This is a genomic window from Kitasatospora sp. NPDC057936, assembly GCF_042887525.1.
In the GTDB taxonomy this organism is placed as follows: domain Bacteria; phylum Actinomycetota; class Actinomycetes; order Streptomycetales; family Streptomycetaceae; genus Kitasatospora.
This window is the reverse complement of record NZ_JBHVPD010000024.1, coordinates 47,213-66,121: the sequence shown is the minus strand read 5'-3', so window position 1 is coordinate 66,121 and position 18,909 is coordinate 47,213. Positions and strand designations below refer to the sequence as shown.

The 18,909-nt window shown below is 74.6% G+C and carries 13 protein-coding genes; all 13 read right to left on the bottom strand.

Annotated elements, in window-relative coordinates; translation table 11 throughout:
• Positions 1-68: 68 nt before the first annotated feature.
• On the bottom strand, positions 69-1,916 hold the full coding sequence (locus tag ACFVU9_RS15670; protein WP_387593685.1) for a VgrG-related protein: 1,848 nt from the start codon (positions 1,914-1,916) through the stop codon (positions 69-71).
• A gap of 2 nt (positions 1,917-1,918) precedes the next feature.
• Entirely contained in the window at positions 1,919-2,701 is a 783-nt protein-coding gene (locus tag ACFVU9_RS15665; RefSeq protein ID WP_387593683.1) for a LysM peptidoglycan-binding domain-containing protein, read from the bottom strand.
• A 32-nt stretch (positions 2,702-2,733) separates the two neighbouring features.
• Positions 2,734-3,168 carry a phage tail protein gene (locus ACFVU9_RS15660; protein ID WP_380442621.1) on the bottom strand — a complete coding sequence of 145 codons (435 nt, stop codon included), beginning with the start codon at positions 3,166-3,168 and terminating at the stop codon, positions 2,734-2,736.
• Positions 3,169-3,181: 13 nt separating this feature from the next.
• Complete coding sequence (locus ACFVU9_RS15655; RefSeq protein ID WP_387593681.1) at positions 3,182-5,353, bottom strand: hypothetical protein; 2,172 nt, start codon at positions 5,351-5,353, stop codon at positions 3,182-3,184.
• A gap of 127 nt (positions 5,354-5,480) precedes the next feature.
• The gene (locus tag ACFVU9_RS15650; RefSeq protein WP_380442626.1) at positions 5,481-5,639 is read right to left on the bottom strand and encodes a DUF6760 family protein; all 159 of its coding nucleotides are present in this window, start codon (positions 5,637-5,639) and stop codon (positions 5,481-5,483) included.
• Positions 5,636-6,085, bottom strand: a complete 450-nt coding sequence (locus ACFVU9_RS15645; protein ID WP_380507366.1) for a hypothetical protein — start codon at positions 6,083-6,085, stop codon at positions 5,636-5,638. Before ACFVU9_RS15645 ends, ACFVU9_RS15650 begins: the two co-directional genes overlap by 4 nt.
• A 10-nt stretch (positions 6,086-6,095) precedes the next feature.
• Positions 6,096-6,539 carry a phage tail protein gene (locus tag ACFVU9_RS15640; RefSeq protein ID WP_380442630.1) on the bottom strand — a complete coding sequence of 148 codons (444 nt, stop codon included), beginning with the start codon at positions 6,537-6,539 and terminating at the stop codon, positions 6,096-6,098.
• Positions 6,540-6,599: 60 nt separating this feature from the next.
• Positions 6,600-8,138: a phage tail sheath family protein gene (locus tag ACFVU9_RS15635; RefSeq protein WP_387593679.1), complete on the bottom strand. Its 1,539-nt coding sequence runs from the start codon at positions 8,136-8,138 to the stop codon at positions 6,600-6,602.
• A gap of 132 nt (positions 8,139-8,270) precedes the next feature.
• A complete protein-coding gene (locus tag ACFVU9_RS15630) occupies positions 8,271-11,600 on the bottom strand; it encodes a hypothetical protein (protein WP_387593677.1) in 3,330 nt (1,109 codons plus the stop codon).
• Between the two features lie 13 nt (positions 11,601-11,613).
• Complete coding sequence (locus ACFVU9_RS15625; RefSeq protein ID WP_387593675.1) at positions 11,614-12,303, bottom strand: DUF4157 domain-containing protein; 690 nt, start codon at positions 12,301-12,303, stop codon at positions 11,614-11,616.
• 110 nt (positions 12,304-12,413) lie between these two features.
• Positions 12,414-14,468, bottom strand: a complete 2,055-nt coding sequence (locus ACFVU9_RS15620; RefSeq protein WP_387593673.1) for an ATP-binding protein — start codon at positions 14,466-14,468, stop codon at positions 12,414-12,416.
• Complete coding sequence (locus ACFVU9_RS15615) at positions 14,465-15,097, bottom strand: DUF4255 domain-containing protein (RefSeq protein WP_380442641.1); 633 nt, start codon at positions 15,095-15,097, stop codon at positions 14,465-14,467. Before ACFVU9_RS15615 ends, ACFVU9_RS15620 begins: the two co-directional genes overlap by 4 nt.
• Before the next feature lie 4 nt (positions 15,098-15,101).
• Positions 15,102-18,704 carry a hypothetical protein gene (locus ACFVU9_RS15610; protein ID WP_387593671.1) on the bottom strand — a complete coding sequence of 1,201 codons (3,603 nt, stop codon included), beginning with the start codon at positions 18,702-18,704 and terminating at the stop codon, positions 15,102-15,104.
• Between the last annotated feature and the right edge of the window lie 205 nt (positions 18,705-18,909).

The following is an 18,909-nucleotide window of genomic DNA, read 5'->3' as shown; positions in this document are numbered from 1 at the left end:
AGTCATCGGAGGTCAGTCATCGGAGGTCAGTCATCGGAGGTCAGTCATTGGAGGTCGGTCATCGGAAGTCAGTTGATCTTGATGAGGGCGGCACTGATCGAGCAGGTCGCGCCGCCCTTGATCTCGGTGCTCGCCGTCCCGGACACGCCGACGGTCGCGCCCCTGACGTCGACCTGCCCCTGCGTCTGCAGCTTCACCGCGCCCGCGCCGCCGTCCAGTTGGACCCCCGAGCGGGCCGTCACCCGTACGGAGTCCCCGGCGAGTTCGAGCTTCCCCTGCCCGGCGTCGACGCTGACGCCCTGCGCGGCCTTGACGGTCACCTTCTCCTTGGCCTCGATCTCCACCGTGCCGTCGCTGTGCACGACCACGGACGTCGCCTTCCCGTCCAGGTGCAGCGTCACCTTGCCGTCCCCGGTGGACAGCCGGACGCCCTTCGGACCGGCGGCGGCGTCCAGCAGCTCCAGCCGGTTGCCGCTGCGCGACACCAGCGAGCGACGGTTGACGGCGCCGCTCGTCCCGTCCACCGCCTCCACGTCGTGCCGGGACGGCCGGTCCTCGCCGTTGTACAGCCCGCCGATCACGTACGGCCGGTCCACCAGGCCCTGCTCGAAGCCGACCAGCACCTCGTCCCCCACCTCCGGGCCGAACACCCCGCCCCCGCCCTTGCCGCCGGACTGCGCCGTCCGGGCCCAGTCGCTGACGTAGTCGTCCGAGAGCCACGGGAACGCCAGCCGCACCCGGCCCTGGTGCTCCGGGTCCCTGGTGTCCGTCACCGTCGCGTTGACCAGCCCCGCCACCCGGTCCCGGGGCCGGCCCCCGCCCGCCGTCAGACCGAGGAGCGAGCGGTCGGTGCGGCCGCTCACGGTGATCCACGTCTGGTAGCCGACCCCCGGATCGAACACGTGCCGGACCGCGGTGACGGTGTACTTGCCCTCGAACGGCGTCCCGACGTTCGTCAGCGTCACCGCACTGCCCGCCCGCAGCCGCGGGATGCCCATCGCCACCGCCGACAGCTCCGCGAACGACGCCGCCAGGTCGGCGGCCAGCGAGCGCGCCGCCCGGTCCGCCTCGGCCTGCGCCCCGAACGGGACGTCGACGGCCAGGAACGCCGCGTCCCCGAAGGGCTCGGCGGCCCGGGCCGGCGTCAGTCCGAGCGCGAGCAGGTCACTGGCGCCGGCCGGCGCGTGCGCGACCACCGCGCGCTTGGCCTGCACGTCCCAGCCGCGCGCCTCCACCTCCCGCACCTGGTCGGCGGACGTGACGACCGCGTGGCAGCGCAGCAGGTTGCGGCCCAGTTCCAGGACGAACGGGCTGGCCCGGACGGACGTCGACGTGCCCGGCGCACCGGCGGCCGGGGTCGGACGGCGGAAGTGGAACCGGCCGTCCACCACGGCCACCTCCCGGCCCGACCGGACGGCCAGGCGGCCCAGGAACTCCCAGTCGGTGAGGCCGGCCTGGGCCAGGTGCGGGTGGACGGTCGTCGTCGCGTCGACCGTGCCGAGCCGCAGCCCGGCCCGGCGCGCGACGGCCGTCGCGACGTCGGAGGCCGTCATCTGCCGGTAGCCGACCACCCGGCGCCCGCGCAGCAGCCGGTGCGAGTGGTCCAGCCCGCGGACGACGGTGAACGTGCCCGTCGCGTCCGCGTCCACCTCCAGCGCGGTGACCTCCCCGGACACCAGCAGCTCGCGCTGCGGGTCGTCGGCGACCCGCGCGAACAGCTTCACCTGCACGCCGATCGTCAGGCCCGCCTTGGCCAGGACCAGGTGGTGCGGGTCGCGGAAGCGCAGCACGAAGAGGTCCGGCAGGTGGCGGCTGCCGTCCACGTGGGCGGAGACGAGGAGCTCGGCGACGGCAGCGGCGAGCGGCTGCCCGCCGACCTCGACGGCGAGCGTGTTCACGAAGGCCTCACCGGCCATGGTCAGCGCCTCCCGCGGTTCATCGGGCCGTTCCCGTCCGCGATCTCCTCCGCGCCGGGCAGCAGCAGTTCGGTGCCGGGGTTCAGCCGCGTCGGATCGTCGATGCCGTTCGCCTCGGCGATCGCCCGCCAGGCCGCCGGATCGCCGTACTCGCGCCACGCCAGCAGGGCCAGGGTGTCCCCCGCCACGACGCGGTGCACACGGCGGGCGGCGAGTGCGCCCGAGGACGGGTTCTGGCCGGGGAGCTCGCCGCTGATCTCCTCCAAGGTCACCTGGCACACGGCGCGCACCGGCAGACCGCCGGCCGTGAACAGCGTGTACTTGGCCTGCACCTGGCTCACGTACGCGAGGAAGCCGGTCAGCCCGCCCCAGTGGAAGATCACCCACGGCGGCACGCCCTGCTGCTTGCCGTGGCTCTGGGCCGTCGGCACGCAGCACGCGAACAGCTGCTCCACCGCTTTGACCACCCGGTCGGAGGGGTGATCGGTGGTGTCGAAGAACATCTCCAGCGACAGCTTGCTGGGCTCGGCCCCCTTGAACTCGACCGGCCCCGCCTTCCGGGCGCCCTTCGACGTCTTGCGCTCCCACTTCGCGGACTTGGCGAGAGCGAGCTCCCGGGGGTTGAACTGGAAGTCGATCTTGTCGATCCGGGGTCCGGGCGTCGTCGTGCCGCCGTCGGCGGGCGGATGGCGCAGCTCCAGGTACGCCCGCTCCAGCTTCGGCCGGGCACCGGCCGGACCGCCGCCGGTCGCGCCGGCGGAGAAGACCACGGGTGAGGACGGCATGCTGCTCTCCTTTCAGGCCGTCGGACGTGGCCTCAGGCCCGGTCCGGGTCGAGGAAGCCGTGGTGCGCGATCTCCAGCGTCTCGGTCGCCACCTTGGGCGTCTCCGGGCTCAGCGACGGCCCCTGCCAGCGCACCGGCACCACGTCCAGCAGGCTCCACCGGGCGACCACCCGGCCGTCCGCCGTCATCGCACTGATGTGGCCGGTCTTGCGCGTCACCCCGGACACCATGCCCGCGATCCAGCGGGTCACCTTCTCGGTGTCCTTGGTGACGGGACGAGTCAGCTTGATGTTCGAGTACTTGATGCGGGACGGGAGTTGCCACACGTACCCGTTGTTGCCGCCCTCCTCGCGCTGCTCCATCACCACCTCGCAGCCCAGCCCCTCGCAGGAGTTGAACGTCCCGAGCTTGAAGTCGTCGATCTCGACGATGAAGCACACGCTCACCGCCGGGTCGTCATCGGCCATCGCGGGGCTCCTCTCAGTGGTAGGGGTGGGTGTCGAAGCGGAGGCCGGCGCGCTCGCGGTCCTGCCGGAGCTCGGCCCGGAGCAGGCGACCCAGGGGGTCGATCAGACGGCGGACGAGCTCGTCGGTGCTTTCGGGTGAGGCGGGGGGTGGAGCTGTGGGTGCGGCCGTGGGTGCGGCCGTGGGTGCGGCCGTGGTGCGGGCTTCCGCGCGCTGGACGGGCGGGGGCGGCGGTTCGGGTGACGGCGGCTCGGCCGGTTGCGGGGCCGGCGGCGCGAAGACCACGGACCCGTCGGGCATCCGCTGGGCGATGCCCGCGGCCACGGCGACCGTTCCCGGGTCGGCGGGAGTCCTGACCTGTGGCGGCGGCACGGCCGGCGGCGAGGCCTGGTAGTCCTCGCCGAGACCCTGCAACGGCAGCAGTGGGGACGTACGGCGCTGGACGGGCGTCGACGGGTCCGCTCGGCGAACGGCGCCGGCCGGCTCGACGCGGGCGGCCGGTGCCCAGACGACCGGGACGGCACTCGGCTCGGCCGTCACAGCGCCGGGAGGAGTCGCCTGCGGCGCGGGAGCCGAACGAAGCTGCAGCCCACGTTCACCGACGAGCCCGACGCTCGGTGCGCTCGCGGTGATCACGGCCGGGTCGGCGACACTGGCGGACTCACCCTCCGGGGGCGGAATCCGCTGCAACCTCACGGGCGTCACGGTCAGTTGCAGAGATCCGTGCGCTCCACCGGCGGCGACATCGGCGGCCCTCGGCAGCGCTACGGACGCACCCCCGCCACTCGTCGGCACCGCGTCGCCGACCGTCGGCGCCACGAGCCCCGCGCCTTCCGGCCCGCCCGAGCGCTGCACCGGCACACTCGACGTCGGACCGCCAACTCCGCTGACTCCCAACGGCGTTGAGCCACCGAGTAGCGGCGCAACGGACCCCGCACCTTCCGGACCGGCCGCCGCACCCGACGTCGGCTCACCAACTCCACTGATCACCGCCGGCGTTGAGCCACCGACCAGCGGCGCCACGAACCCCGCGTCCTCCGATCCGGCCGAACGCTGGACCGGCGCACCCGACTCATTCCGGGCCCCCGAACCACCAACCATCCCTGCCGCCGGCGGCGTTGCTCCGCTCGCCGACGGCACTGCGACGTCGCCCGACCAATGCTCCGGCTGAACCGGCGGGTTCGCCGCTACGACCGGCACCTCGCCCACCAACGGTGCCATGGGCAGGGACTCCGGCTCGGGCGCAGGCCCGTCGTCCGGCCGTACCGACGCCTTGGTCCCGGGAGGTCCGGCCGCCGCAACCATCGGCGGCGGGGCGTCTTCCCATTGCGCCCCGACCGGCTGCGCCTCTCCTGCCGCCCGCTGCACGGTCGGCGACGGACCCGGCAACGGCGCACCGAGCCCGCCCGACCGCCGTGAGACGTGCGGCAGTCCCGGGTTGCCACTCGGAGTCACCCGAACCGGCGGAAGGGTTCCGGAGCCGCCCGCCTCCGCCGCCCGCTGCACGGCGGGACGAGACGCGAGCGGTGCGCCGAGGCCCAAGCGGCGGCTCGGCGGGGGTACCGCATCCGCCGCCCGCTGTCCCGCCTGCGCCGACCGCTGCACGGCGGGAGGCGGCATCGTCGACGGTCCGCCCTCCCTCCGCTGCGGTTCCTCGACTCGCTGCACCGGCACCGCCGGAACCGCCGGCGCCTCCGTTGCTGCCATCGCTGCCGTCACTGCCGCCTCAGGCGCCGATTCGCCGACGAGGGGCCGCTCCGGCACTCCGGCGGTCGCCAGTTTCCGCACCGGCAGTTGCTCGACCGACCGCGCGACCACCGTCATGGCCGCACCCGGCGCCGACGGCACGACCACCGGCTCCACGATCGACGGCTCAACGCCCGATGACGGCACGACCGACCGCCCCACAACCACCGGCTCCACGAGCGGCGACTCCAGGCCCGACGGCCCCGCAACCACCGGCTCCACGACCACCCCGGCCGACACCGCCGACGGGTCCGCCCCCGCCGCCCCCGCCACACCGCCCGCCGGCCGCACCAGCCCGTCCCCCGTCCCGCCCGGCGCCGCCGGGTGGACGAGGTGGCCGAGCGGCCCGAGGAAGGACGGGTCCTGCCGGCTCGTCAACCCGTCCCGGAAGCCCGCCGGGTCCGTGACGAGTTCCGGCGCACCGAAGGTGAGCCGCTGCACCGGCACCTCGCGCCAGTCGCCCCTCGGGCCCCGTGCCGCCGCCTGCGCCGCCGATTGCGGAACCGACTGCGGCACCGGCCCAGGGCCGACGGACCGCCCCCTCCTCAGCCACCCCCACACCGCCGCCTCACCGTCCCTGCGCGGCCAGGGCGTTGAGCCGGCCGATCTGTGCGACGAAGCGCAGCCGTTCAGGGTGTTCCAGGTCCAGGATCGAGTCCAGCGGCCAGTGGAAGTGGTAGGCGACGTACGCGACCTCCTCGTACAACCGCTCGGTCGCGTACGTCATGATTCCCCCAGGCGGCCGCCGGCGAGGTCGACCGCGAAGTCGCAGGAGCAGGACGGGCAGGTGACCTGCGCGCGGGTGTGTCCCTCGGCGTTGATCCGGCGGTAGAAGTCCTGGAGGAACGCCAGGTCGGAGGCGAACAGGTCCTCGATCACGCCCGCGTGCACGTCCGTGACGCCCCCGATCCGGGTGACCACCCGCCCGAGGAGCACCACGGAGAGGTACGCGGGGTTCTCCCGCACCCGGTCGTCCCGCAGCGGCACCAGTTCGTCCCGGGCCGTCGCGAGCCGCATGACGCCGGAGCGGTGCACCTGTCCGGAGTCGTCCAGGTACCCGCGCGGCAGCTCGAACGCGAACTCGGTCCGCATCGGCTCCCGCTGCCCGCCGACGGACGCGACCGGCTCGGCCACCCGTTCCGCCCCGGGCGGGGCGGCCATCTGTCGTCGCATCAGGGCCGCCTCAAGCCACGTCCATGGATTCGTACGTGATGACGATCTTCTCCGTGAGCACGCTGGTGTCGCCGGCCTTGAGCGAGCCGATCTCCAGGCTCTTCGGCCAGGCGTTGACGAGGTTGTAGCGCTTGATCGCGTTGCCCTCGTAGTCGAAGACGATGATCGCGCCGCCCTTCCTGACCTGCGCCATCTTGCCGAAGCGGGAGTCCTTGATCCACTTCTCGAAGCTGCTGTCGCCGGTCAGGCCACGGGTCAGCGTGACCTCGCCCGCCTTCGGCCGGCCGGGGAGCTTCTTGACCACGTACTTGCCGTCCGCGGTGTTCGCCTTCAGCTCGATGACGTCCTGTTCCATCTTCAGGCCCGTCACCTCGCTGATCTGTTTGATCACCACGCCGTCGAACTCCAGACCGAAGGAGTGGCCGACCGAACTGTCCTGGTCGGGAAGTGCCATCGCGCGCCAACCGCCTTTCCCTGCTCACTGATCGACGAGTACTCACCCGCCGACGGGTACTCACTCGTTGACGAGGCTCGTCCCGCCGGAGAACTGGGAGAGCCGGAAGACCACGAATTCGGCGGGCTTCACCGGCGCGACGCCGATCTCGCAGATCACCTGCCCGGCGTCGATGCCCTCGGCCGGGTTGGTCTCCCGGTCGCACTTCACGTAGAACGCCTCCTCGGGCGTGAGGCCGAACAGTGCGCCCTTGCGCCACTCGTTCACCAGGAACGCGGAGATCGTCCGCCGGATGCGCGCCCACAGCGCGTCGTCGTTCGGCTCGAACACCACCCACTGGGTGCCGATCAGGATCGACTCCTCCAGGTAGTTGAAGAGCCGGCGCACGTTCAGGTAGCGCCAGCTCGGGTCGGAGGAGAGGGTGCGCGCACCCCAGACCCGGATGCCCCGGCCCGGGAAGGCCCGGATGCAGTTGACGCCGATCGGGTTGAGCAGGTCGTGCTCGCCCTTGGTCAGGTTGACGGCGAGGTCGACGGCGCCGCGCACCACCTCGTTCGCGGGTGCCTTGTGCACGCCCCGGCTCTCGTCGTTGCGCGCCCACACGCCCGCCATCGCGCCGCTCGGCGGCACGAACCGCAGCCGGCCGTCGGACGGGTCCGCGACCTTCAGCCACGGGTAGTACAGGGCAGCGTGCTTGGAGTCGTAGCCGGCGCCGACCGTCCGCCACTCCTTGACCTGCTGCGGGGTCAGGTCGGGCAGGGGGTCGAGGATCGCGACGCGGTTGCCCATCAGCTCGCAGTGCGCGATCAGGGCGTGCTGCACCGCCTTGACCTGGTCGCCGTCCAGCGTGCCCTGCTCGTAGGCGCTCATCAGGTCGGGGACGGCGACCATCGTGATCTCGTCGACCGCCTCCAGGCCGCCGAGGCCCGTGCGGTCGTCGGCGCTGCCGACGTACTCGGCGGGCGTCGGGGCGCTCCCGACGGGCTGCGGCTGCGCGGGGGGCGCCGGGACGGCCACTTCCTGGTTCGCCGGACGGGCCGCGGCCTGGGCGCCGGCCTCCTCCACGGCGATCAGCCGCGAACGCTCCCGGACCACCGCCACCACGTAGGTGCGCTGGCCCCGCTTCGCGGACACGTCGAAGCTCTCCTCGACCTGCTCGCCGCGCTTGACCCGCAGCGTGAACGCGTCCTCGCCCGGCGACTCTCCGGCGGCGTCCGCGACCTCGACCGACAACCCCTCGCCCGCACCCGGCAACGCGGCGACCTGGAACCCGCCGAGCGTGGCCTTGCCTCCCCGGCGCTTGACCGGCCCCGGGGACGGCGGCGCAGCCGCGTTCCCGCCGCCGACCCGGACGACGTAGCAGACGCCGCCACCGTTGAGGAAGTACGCGTAGACCGCGTGCGCGAGGTAGCAGCCGTCGGCGAACTCCCCGAACTCCCGGGTGTACTGGCTCCAGTTGGTCACCAGCGTGGGCGTGTTCGGCGGCCCGCACGGCGCCAGGCCCACGAACGCCGCGACCGCCGTCCCGACCCCCTCGATCGGACGCGAACCCGCCTCGACCTCTTCGACGTAGACGCCCGGCGACAAATACGACGGCATCCCTCAGCCCCCTTCGGACCCAACCGGCCACGCCCAGCCTGGTGTCCCGGGGCGACCAAGGTCATGACCGCCGGTACGGCCTATCGGGTCTCCCCCCGTGCCCGATCGGGCAATCAGCACATGGATCGGTCCTCAAGCACGCGCACTTCCGCCGACGGCATCGATCGCCTCGTTGACGATCTCGGCCTTCCGCGCCAACCTGACCCGGACTTCGGGGGTCAGGGATTCCATCGTGAGCTTGCCGTGCCTACCCTTGTTGATTTCTTCCAGGATGTTCCACGGCTCCACCCGATGGCCTTCTTCGAGCAGCATCTGGATGTTCGCCACGGATTGCCCTGCCTGATGGTCACGCCCTTCGTAGAGGCTCGCCAGCCGCAGCGTCAGGCGGGCGTTCTGCTCCCGGGCGGCCGTCTGAAGGGCGTGTGCACAGTCGTGATTCCGGTTGTCGGCGAGATCCGGCACTCCAGGACCGCACGGGGACCGGCTGATGTCCATCCTGATCACCCTGCCGACGGGCCATTCGCGAATTCCCGTCCAGCCCTTCGCACGGATCGCCGCGATGGCGCGCTGTTCGGCGTGCAGGCCGCCACCGGATCTGAACGTCCCGACGAACTCTCCGCACATCCACACCTGTGCCACGGTCGGCGTGCTCTGGCCGAATTCGATGTCACTCACGTCGAGGGCCATCCGCGCGGCCGACGAGGTGTCGACCGACTTGGTCGGGTTCACCGCCCCGCGCACCGACCACGCGCCGTTCCGAACCGCTGGAACGAGTTCGGTCATCCCGTATCTCGACTTGATCCCGGCGAACAGCACCGGAATCGCCTTGATGCCTACTGGACTTCCGGAGACCCGTCCGAGCAGCCGCGCGGCCGCATCCACCCCGCGATCCAGCCGACGCTGCTTCCCCTCGGGGGTGTCCTCCCCCTGAGCCTTGCTCCTCGCCCTGCCCAGGAGGCTCTTCCCCGCCGCGACGATCTTGCCGATCACCCAGTCGACGGCCTTCGTCACCGGGGCCTGGACCTTCTCCAGGATGCCCCGGATCTTCTCCGAGATGCCGCCGAGGCCCAGCAGGCTCGCGAGGAAGTCCAGGACCAGGGGCAGCGCCTTCGCCAGGGCCGCTTCGATCTTCGCGGGGATGCCGCCTCCGGCGCCCGCCGCGATGCCCTCGATCGAGTCCAGGACGGTGTCGACGAAGTCCTTGAGCCGGGCGGCCTGGTGGACGAAGAACATGATGACGTCGTAGATCGCCTTGCACGCCCGGACGAAGGCGGAGGCCGGGTTGAGCAGGGAGACGATCCACGTGACGCCGGCGGTGACGATCTTCTCCAGGACGAAGTCCTTGATCGCGCCGATCACCGTGTCCTTGAGGTCGCCGAGCTTCCCGAGGATCCAGCGCCACAGGCCGCCGACGCCCTCCGCCATCAGGACCCGGACCATCTCGAAGGAGCCCTCCAGCGCCCGCATCGCCGGTTCCGGGATCTGCCGCACCACGCGGGCCCGGATGTTGGCCCAGGTCAGGCCGAGGACCGACAGGACGAGCTTGAGGATGCCCTTGGCGTCCAGAGTCTCCGGGAGTTCGATGCCACCGGCCGCCAACCGGCCCAGCAGCCAGTCCTTCAGGCCCTGCTTCAGGTGCTCGCCGGCCCGGGCGGCGAAGCCGAGGACGCCGGACTTGACGGCGTCGACGAGGTGGCCGAGGAACTCGATCGGCTTCGCGATGATCCGCTGCACCGCGCCGGCCGCTCGCGAGGCGACGCCCGCGAGCAGGTCGGCGAGCTGCTTGACGGTCGCGGCGGTCTCGGCGAGGGCGTCCATCGCGGCGTCCAGCAGGCCCTTGTTCTCGGCCTGGAGGGCCTTGATCTCGTCGTCGACGGCGCTGCGCGCGGCGGTGTAGCGCTGGGCGAGGTCGTCCACCAGGGCCTTGGACTTGTCGTCGACGGCCGAATCCAGCTCCGCGAACCGCCCGCCGAACTCCCGGGCCGCGTCGGCGGCGAAGCGCTGGAGTTCGCGCGGCTGCCGGGCGACAATCCCGGCGGTCGCCTCCCGTCCGCGCGCGATCCTCGCCTTGGCGGCGGTGAGTTGACGGCCAATCAGATCGGCGACGTCCGAGATGACCGCACGCATCCTGGACTCGTAGAGGGCGCGCGAGAGTTGGAAGATCTGGCCCGCCTCCGCCGGAAGGCCGGTGAACTTGTCGGCGACCCACCGCGCCGCGCCCGAGACCCCGGCGTACCGCTCGTCCTTGTACCGCTGCATCCGGGCCTGGTGGTCGGCGGTGAAGGCCGCCTTGGCCTGGGCCTCGCCCTGGTCGAAGGCGGCGCCCACCTGACCGTCGAGGTCGGCGAGCAGCTTGTCGACATCGGACTTCGTCCCGTCGTAGACGGCCTTCAGCTCGGCGGAGACCTTCGCCCGCGCCTCCTCGTCGCGGGCCTTGGCGGCGGCCTGGCCGGCCGTCACGTGCGCGCCGGTCGTGGTCCGGGCCGCCGCCATTCCCTGCATCCCCGCCGCCCCCAGCGCCGACGCGGCGGAACGCTCGGCCGCCACCTTCTGCTGCTCGGCAGCGCGGAGGGCGGCAGGGGCGGTGGCGGCGTGGTGGTCGGCGGCCTGCTTGGCGGCGAGGGCGGATTCGAACTGCGGCTCGTTGGAGGCGGCGAGTTGGGCGGGCGTGAGGCCGGACTCGGCCATGGTGGCGTCGGTGCGCTGCGGGGTGGCGGAGAGGTCGGTCTGCGGGGGCGGGGCCGGGGCGACGGCCATCGCAGCGGGGTCGGGGGCCGACGGGGCGACGGCGGCGGGGCGCTCGGGCAGGGCGGTGACCGGCCGGTCGACCACGCGGGACGGGTCCGGAGGCTCGGCCGCCCGCTCGGCGACGTCCCGGGCCGAGGCCTGCCGGCCGGCGGTGACCTGACCGAGCACCTGGCTCCTGATCCCGTCGGCCCGGCCGGAGGAGGCGAAGGATTCGGCCTCGTCGAGGTTCTTCGGCGCCTGGGCGGCCACCGCCCGCTCCACGGCGGCCACGAAGGCGGCCTTGTCGAACGCGCCGGGCTTCGCGGCGTCCATCCGGCCGACCTGCGCCGCCTTGGCCTGCGCCTCCCGGTCGTCGGCCGGGGCGACGGCGGCGTCCTGTGCCGCACGCGCCTCGGCAGCGGGCGGGGGATGTCCGGCGAGGGCCCGGCCCTTGGCGCGGATCTCGCCGGCGGCGGCGCGGAAGCGGGGATCGTCCTGCGGCTGGGTCTTCGCGGGTGCCTCCGGGAGGCCGGAGGCGAGGCGCTGGACGGGCTGCGCCGCCCGCTGCGCGACCAGCCGGGACACCGCTGCATTGCCCGCCCCCGCCTGGAGGCGCCGCAGCGCGTGCGGGTCGAGCCTCCCCCGTGCGGGCGGCGGGCCGTCCCCGTGCTGGGTGGCCGGCGCGCGTGCAGGGGCCACCGCCTGGTCGTCGGAGCGCTCCGGGACGGCCTTCACGTGCGGCAGCCTCTCAACTGTCCTGGGACGCGGCTGCTTCGTCCTCCTCGGGCGCCTCCGTCCGCTGCACGAACAGGCCCTGCACCGAGGGCTCTTCCTCTTCCACGTCCCGCTGGACCGCCGGCACCGCCATCACCCGTTCGGCCGTCGCCGCCGCCTCCCGCTCGAAGCGGTCGCCCGGGTCGCTCACCGCGATGCCGCCCGCCGCCGGGGTGCCGTCGACCGGACCGGAGCGTTGCTGCACGACGTGGGTGAGCTCGTGGGCGAGCGTCGTCCGGCCCTGGTGGGAGCCGGGGTCGTAGGCGTCGCGCTGGAACACGATGTGCGAACCGACGGTGTAGGCATGGGCGTTGACGGCCTTGGCGGAGTCGTGGGCGGCACTGTCGGTGTGCACGCGGACGTCGCCGAAGTCGTGGCCGAGGCGGGCCTCCATATCCGAACGCACGTCCCCGTCAAGGGCGTTGCCGCCGGACGCGACGACGTCGTGCACGGGAGAGACCGGCGCACGCTCCTCCTCCAGCGCCGCGCCGACGGCGGCATTGCCCACCGCACGCTGCAGCCCGAGCAGACCGCCCGCTCCCAGCAGGCCCGCGCGCCCGCCCGCGGCCGCCCGGAGCAGCAGCCCGGCGTGGTCGTGCGGCGCCCGTTCGGTCCGGGGCCCGGCGTCGGCGAGCTGATCGGCCCCGAGTTCGTGATCGCGCATCCCATCACTCCCCAACCACGGTCGTCATCACCAGAGTTGCCCCCGGCCCGCACCGACCGCCAGGAGCACCCGACGTGCCGACCGGACACCCCGCGCTGCCCGAACGGGCACTACGCAGCGAGCCGGGTGAGCGCGTGGTACGGCCCGAACTCGCTCTCCAGGCACAGCCGCCCCAGCTTCCGGTACTCCCGCGCCACCGCCGCGATCAGGTCCGCCATGGCAACCGGGCGGCCGGCCTCGGCGGCCAGGTACGCGGCGGTGACGGCGGCGGAGCGGATGTCACCGCCGGCCAACTCGAAGGCTCTGCCGCAGAATTCGAGGTCGAGGTCGTCGGCGCGCGGCAGCGCGGGCCCGAGGCAGCGTGCCCAGAGCGCCGTCCGCTGGCCGGCCTCGGGCCGGGGGAAGTCGACGACCAGGTCGAGCCGGCGGGTGAAGGCGTCGTCGAGGTTGGCGCGCAGGTTGGTCGCGAGGACGGCCAGGCCGTCGAAGGACTCCATCCGCTGGAGCAGGTAGGCGCTCTCGACGTTGGCGTAGCGGTCGTGGGCGTCCTTGACCTCGGAGCGCTTGCCGAAGATCGCGTCGGCCTCGTCGAAGAGCAGCACGGCGTTGACCCCGGCGGCCTCGGTGAAGATGCGTTCGAGGTTCTTCTCGGTCTCGCCGACGTACTTGTCGACCACCGTCGCGAGGTCGACGGTGTAGAGGTCGAGGCCGAGGTCGCCGGCGATCACCTCGGCCGACATCGTCTTCCCGGTGCCCGAGTCGCCCGCGAACAGCGCCATGACGCCGCGCCCGCGCCCGCCGCCGGGCCGCATCGCCCAGTCGCCGAGCACGCGGTCGCGGTGCCGGGCGCGGGCGGCGAGTTCGTGCAGCCGGGCCAGGACGGGCGGGGGCAGGACGAGGTCGGCCCAGCCGACCGTGGGCCGGATCCGCCGGGCGAGGCGCTCCAGCCCGGCACTGTTCTGCGCGCGGGCGCCGTGCAGGAGGTGGTCCTCGGTGAGCGGGCCCCCGGCGAGGACGGCCTGCTGGTGCGCGGTCCGGACGGCGCGCTCCACCTGGTCGGGGGTGAGGACGAAGGCGGCGGCGGCGTCGTGGTCGACGGGTGCCCCGCCCAGCGCCGCCCGCCACAGTGCGGCCCGGGTGGCGGCGCCGGTGCGGGCCACGTCCACCAGGAGCGGCACGGCCGACGACCACTCGGGCTCCCAGGAGACGCGCCCGGTGAGCAGCACCTGGCACGGCAGCGCGGCCAACGCCCGGAGCAGTGCGGGACGTTCGGCGGCGAGTGCCTCCACGGGACCGGCGACGAGCCCGGCGCCGGTCAGGCCCGCCTCCCGGCCGGCCGCGACGACGGCCCCGGGCGCGGCCGGGTCGCGGGCGAGCTGCCCGAGGTCGAGGGCGAGTGCCCGGCGCCCGGCGATGCGCAGCGCGTCGGCGGCGAGGGTGCGGGCCGAGCCGCCGGGCGGTTCGCGCAGGTAGGCGAGGGCGAGGCCGCCGGCCAGCGCGGCGCCGAGCGGGGCGGCCGGGGTGCCCGGTTGCCCGGGTTCCAGTGGCGTGAGGAGGTCGGCGAGCCGGTGGTCGGGGGTGTCGTCCCCGAGCAGGTGCGCCGCGACGCGGTCGGGCACGCGCAACGACCGGCTGAGGAAGGGGCGTTCGGTCTCCTCGACGAGCAGGACTCCGCGGGCCACCAGGGGCGCGGTCGGGTCCAGCCGTCGGCGGGCGGCGGCCGAGGCGGCCGGGGCGCCGCACAGCGCCAGGGCGAGCCCGGCGGTGGGCCGGCGGCGGGTGACGTCGTCGTTGAGGTAGCCGTAGAGCTGTTCGAAGCGGCTGTCCAGGTCGGGTGCGAGGGCGACGAGGAGGAGTTCGGTGTCGAGCGGATTCAGGTCGAACTCCACGGCCAGCAAACGGAGTCGGAGGGTTCCTCCGGCCCGCTCGGCGGCGTCCGCCCGCTCCTCGACGGCCGCCAGCCGTTCGGCGTCCACCGCGTCGGGGGCGGGGACGGCCGACGGTTCGTCGAGGAGCCGGCGCACCGTCTCGTCGGAGAGGTAGAGGCCGCGGAACGGGTCGTCCGGTTCGGGGTCGGTGGCGCGGCGGGCGGTGACGGCCCGGCGCACCCGCTCCTCGACCAGGGCGAGCCGCTCCAGCAGGTGGGCGAGGCCGGGGTCGGTCATCGCACCCTCCGTCGGCGCGGCGCGGCGTGCACGGTGGCCGATTCCCCGGCGGGGGGCGCGAGTTCGCCGCTGCGCAGCACCAGGCCCTCCTGGACGGGCGGTCCGGCCCGGTAGACCGGGGCCACGGCGAAGGGCGCGCTCACCACGACGTCGAGCGAGGGTTTGAGCTCCCCGCCGAGCGCCGTCCAGACGTCCGCGAAGGCCCGGTCCTCGGGTGGCGGCAGCGCGATGCCGACGGGGACGGGCAGCCCGGTGGCGGCGAGCGCGGGGCCGAGGGCGTCGGCCGGCAGGGCGGTGTGCCGCAGGAAGCAGGCGAGCAGCGCGGACAGCAACCGGTGTTCGTCCTCCGGCCGTTGGGTCCAGGCGCTGATCAGGTACGAGAGCTTGAAGTAGCGGGGCGGCAGGGTCCGCGCGACGACCGTGCCCTGCTCGTCGTAGACGTTCTGCCGCCCGCGGGAGCCGCGCCGCAGGTCCTCCCTGATGTCGTACAGGTAGAGGTTGACGGTGGGGGTGTTGCGCCGGGCCGCCCAGTCGCGGGTGGGCGCGTCGAAGACCAGCTCGACGTCCGTGCCGTCCAGGGCCTCGGTCCGGACGAGGGTGCGCAGCGATTCGTCGACCTCGTGGATCACCGTGTCACCGCCGCTCCTGGTACTGCTGGGGCTGGAGGACGCCGGGCACGACCACGAACCCGGTGCGCACCTCGCCGAGGGCGGGCAGGTCGGGCAGCGTGGCGATCAGCTCGCGCGGGCCGAGGGTGTCCTGGGCGAGTGCGAGGACGGGCGCGGTGAAGGTGCCGTCCGGGGCCGCGGTCACCGGGGCGGCGGCCGCGGTCACGCCCGCGCTCCAGCGCAGGCGGACGGCGGCGCCGGGCGGGAAGCCGGTGCCGTGGGCGAGGGTGACGAGCCCGGGCGGGCCGACCTTCGGGTCGAGCGTGACGGCGGGGTCGACGACGGTCAGGGTGGCCGTGGCGCCGGCGCTCCGGCCCTGGGCGGTCGCGGTGCCGGTCACCGTGGCGCTCCCGGCGGCGGTGCCGGTGACCACGACGGCCACGCTCGCCTCGCCCCCGGGCGCCAGCGTGCCGAGCGCGCAGCCGGCGGGCGGACAGCCCTGCTCGACGTGCAGCCCGGGCGGCACGGCGGGTGTCAGTACGACGCCGCCCGCCGGGACCGCACCGCCGTTGCGGACGGTCAGGGTGACGGTGGCCCGCTGCCCGACGCGGATCAGCGCGGGGTCGGCGGCGGCGGTGACGACGAGCTCGGGCGAGCGCGTGTCGGGCGGTGTGGCGCTCGGCGTGCCGGTCGGCGGCGGAGGAGTGATCGTGGCCGTGACCGTGGGCGTCGCCGTCCCGGGATCGGTGATCACGACGCCCGCCCCCGCCGTCACCGGCTCCCCGTTCGAGCTGGTCACCGTCCCCGTGACCTGCCCGCCGAACGCCGCGTCACCCGTCACCACGACCTCCACCACCGTCTGCGCGCCCGGCCCGAGATCGCCGAGGACGCAGCCGGTGGACGGGCACGCGGGCGTCGCGGACACGACGCGCAGCCCGGCCGGCACCACGGGCGTCAGCGTCACGCCGGAGGCCGTCCCGTCGCCCTGGTTGCGCACGGTGAAGGCGACCGTCACCGGTTCGCCGGGCCGGACGGACCCGGGCGTCGCCGTGGCCGTGACGGCGAGACCGGGGGCGAGGACGGTGACCACGGTCTCCGCCTGGTCGTTCTCGGTCCTCGGGTCGAGCACGTCGCCGCCCGCCTGGGCGGTGGCCCGCTGGGCGCCGGTCGCCACGCCCTTGACGGTGAGCCGGACGGTGGCGCTCGCCCCCTTCGCCAGGCCGCCGAGCGCGCAGTGGTACGGCGTCGAGGCCGGGCAGGTGCCCTGCGAGGAGACGGGGACGCCGACCGCCTGGAGCCCGGCGGGCAGGGCGGGTCCGGCGGTGACGCCCTTGGCCGGGGCGGGGCCGAGGTTGGTGACGGTGAGGGTCAGTTCGGTCGTGCCGCCCAGGGAGACCTGCGGCTGCGCGGCCGTCAGGGCGACGGCGAGGTCGGCGGTGGGCTGCCAGGACGGGCGCCGGTGATCGGCGAGGTAGCGGGCGGGAAGGACCTGCCCGGTCCCGGTCGCCGCGTCGGCCACCGCGATCCGCCCGGACAGCGTTTCGCCGTTGCGGATCCCGGTGTCGAAGGCGAGCTGCCTGCCGTCGGGCGACCAGGCGGGGTCGGCGGGCTGGTAGAAGGCCACCGGCTGCGGCGGCGAGCCGTTGACCGGGCCGAGGGTGCGGCAGGTCGGGGCGGGCGGGATGACGCCGTGGCAGCTCGCGCCGTCGGGGCCGAGCTCCAGCAGGACGCGCAGCGGGCTGGTCGCGCGCGGCGGGCCGTTCGGCGGCGGGCAGAAGCCGGACGTGCACGAGGGCGGCGGGGAGTTCGGGTCGGGCGTGGCGGCCAGCAGCTTCCGGGCGAAGGCGAGCCCGCCGCCGTCGGGCGCGTACGCGGGGCGCTCGTCGAGGACGGGGCAGTCGGGGTCGCCGCACTGGGCGGCCGTGAGGTCCCGCTGGTCTCCCCCGGCGCCGGCCTCGACCGACCAGAGGTGCCGCACGCCGCTGACGGCGGCGAGCGCCGGGGCCTCGCGCAGGTCCGCCAGGTGGATGATCGGCGTGCACGTGCCGGCCCGCGAGAACGCGAGCCGGCTGCCGTCCGGCGACCACGCGGGGTCGGAGTCGGTGGAGGTGCAGTTGTAGCCGCTCCGGGTGCGCGCGGGGACGGTGAGGAGCACCTTCGCCTTGTCGACGCCGCCGGAGACGTCGGCCACGAGGATCCGGTCGGCCGTGCCCTGGACGCAGTCGGTGCAGCTCCGGGTGGTCTGGACGAAGGCGAGCCGCTTGCCGTCGGGCGACCAGGCCGGCTCGATCTGGTCCATGGCCGGGTCGATCCCCTGTCCGGCGAGCGCGGTGGCGCGGGAGGGGTCCGTCGCGTCGCCGACCATGACCCGGGTCGGCGGCCGGCCCGCGGTGGGCGCCGGGCTGCCCTGGGCGTACTCCGTCCGGGTGAAGGCGAGCCGTCGGCCGTCCGGCGACCAGGCGGGGTCGGCGGTGCTCTCCGTGCCGTCCACCGCCTGGGGCCTGAGGTCCAGCCGGTCCAGCGGCGGCGCCGGGTGGACGCCCTCGATCCGCGGCACGTACTCGGTGAGCCGCGTGACGAGGACCGTCGGCGTCCCGCCCGCCGGGGTGTACCACCCGGCCGACTCCACGGTGTTGTTGACGCCGTCCAGCACGGCCGTGCCGGGGCAGGCCGGGCAGGTGCCCGCCGGGTCGACGCGGAAGACGCCGTCGGAGAGGAAGGCCAGCGCGCCGCCGTCCGGCGACCACGCGACGTCGCTGTTCACCCACTGGCTCCGGGACCCCCGGGCGACCGGCCGCACGGCCCCGCCCCGCGCCGGGACCAGCGCCAGCTCCTGGTAGCCGCCCTGGACGGTGACGAAGGCGATCCGGTCGTGCCCGGCCCCGGCCGACGGCTCCCAGGCGGGCCGGTGCGCCGGGTCCGGGCCGGTGTCGACGGGCACCGCCGTACCGCCGGGCGCGACCGGGACCCGGAAGAGCTTCCCGCCGCGCTCGAACGCGAGCGCGCCGCCGTCCGGCGACCAGCTCGCCCAGCCGCCGCCGACCACCACGCGGCGCAGCTCGCCGCCGTCGGTCCTGGCCACCCAGATCGAGGCCGTGCGGTCGGCGCCGTCGGCCCCCGGAGTGTCCGGATCGGCGAGGGAGGTCTGCCGGCACCAGTCGCGGCTCGGGTCCGACGCGCCCGGCTGCCAGGAGGTGAAGGCCACCCAGGCGCCGTCCGGGGAGAGCACCGGGTGCTTGAGCCGCCAACCCGGCCGCTCCAGCAGCACCTTGACCGGCCCGGCGCCCTGGCGCCACAGCAGGCTCTCACCGGTGCCGCTGCGGTCGCTCACCCACACCACCGTGTCGCCGCGGGCGGACGGCTGGCAGTCGTCGCCCGCCTGGGCGGCGCCGAGCAGCGCGGTCAGCCGGCCGCCGTCGGCCAGGGCCAGGGCGCGGTGCTCCTGGTCCTCGGAGGTGTAGGCGATCCGCCCGGGCGCCGGTTCGGCCGCGGCGGGCGCCATCGGCTCCGGGCGCCCCGGGCGGACCGCCGCCGAGACGGCCACCAGCAGGGCCGCCACCAGCGCCGTCGAGAGCAGCGCCAGGAACGACCGCCGCAGCGGGCCCTGGGTCGTAACGCGTCGTCGCACCGTGTCCCCCCGGACGGTTCCCCCGCGCACGCCGGGGGCGGGCCGACGGCATCCGGATGCTCCTCCTCACCGCAACCCTGGCCGCCGCCACCCCGACCGGCAGCAGCGGCCGGGGCAGCGGTCCGGGTAGCGGTGCCTGCCCGATCGGGCCACGGGCGCCGTCGGATCAGCCCTCGCGCAGCGCGCACGCGACGCGGTCCGGCCC

Coding starts and splice junctions, on each gene's coding strand:
- ACFVU9_RS15620 (WP_387593673.1), bottom strand. CDS start 14,468: ATGACCGACCCCGGCCTCGCCCACCTGCTGGAGCGGCTCGCCCTGGTC.
- ACFVU9_RS15645 (WP_380507366.1), bottom strand. CDS start 6,085: ATGCGACGACAGATGGCCGCCCCGCCCGGGGCGGAACGGGTGGCCGAG.
- ACFVU9_RS15635 (WP_387593679.1), bottom strand. CDS start 8,138: ATGCCGTCGTATTTGTCGCCGGGCGTCTACGTCGAAGAGGTCGAGGCG.
- ACFVU9_RS15625 (WP_387593675.1), bottom strand. CDS start 12,303: ATGCGCGATCACGAACTCGGGGCCGATCAGCTCGCCGACGCCGGGCCC.
- ACFVU9_RS15665 (WP_387593683.1), bottom strand. CDS start 2,701: ATGCCGTCCTCACCCGTGGTCTTCTCCGCCGGCGCGACCGGCGGCGGT.
- ACFVU9_RS15670 (WP_387593685.1), bottom strand. CDS start 1,916: ATGGCCGGTGAGGCCTTCGTGAACACGCTCGCCGTCGAGGTCGGCGGG.
- ACFVU9_RS15640 (WP_380442630.1), bottom strand. CDS start 6,539: ATGGCACTTCCCGACCAGGACAGTTCGGTCGGCCACTCCTTCGGTCTG.
- ACFVU9_RS15650 (WP_380442626.1), bottom strand. CDS start 5,639: ATGACGTACGCGACCGAGCGGTTGTACGAGGAGGTCGCGTACGTCGCC.
- ACFVU9_RS15660 (WP_380442621.1), bottom strand. CDS start 3,168: ATGGCCGATGACGACCCGGCGGTGAGCGTGTGCTTCATCGTCGAGATC.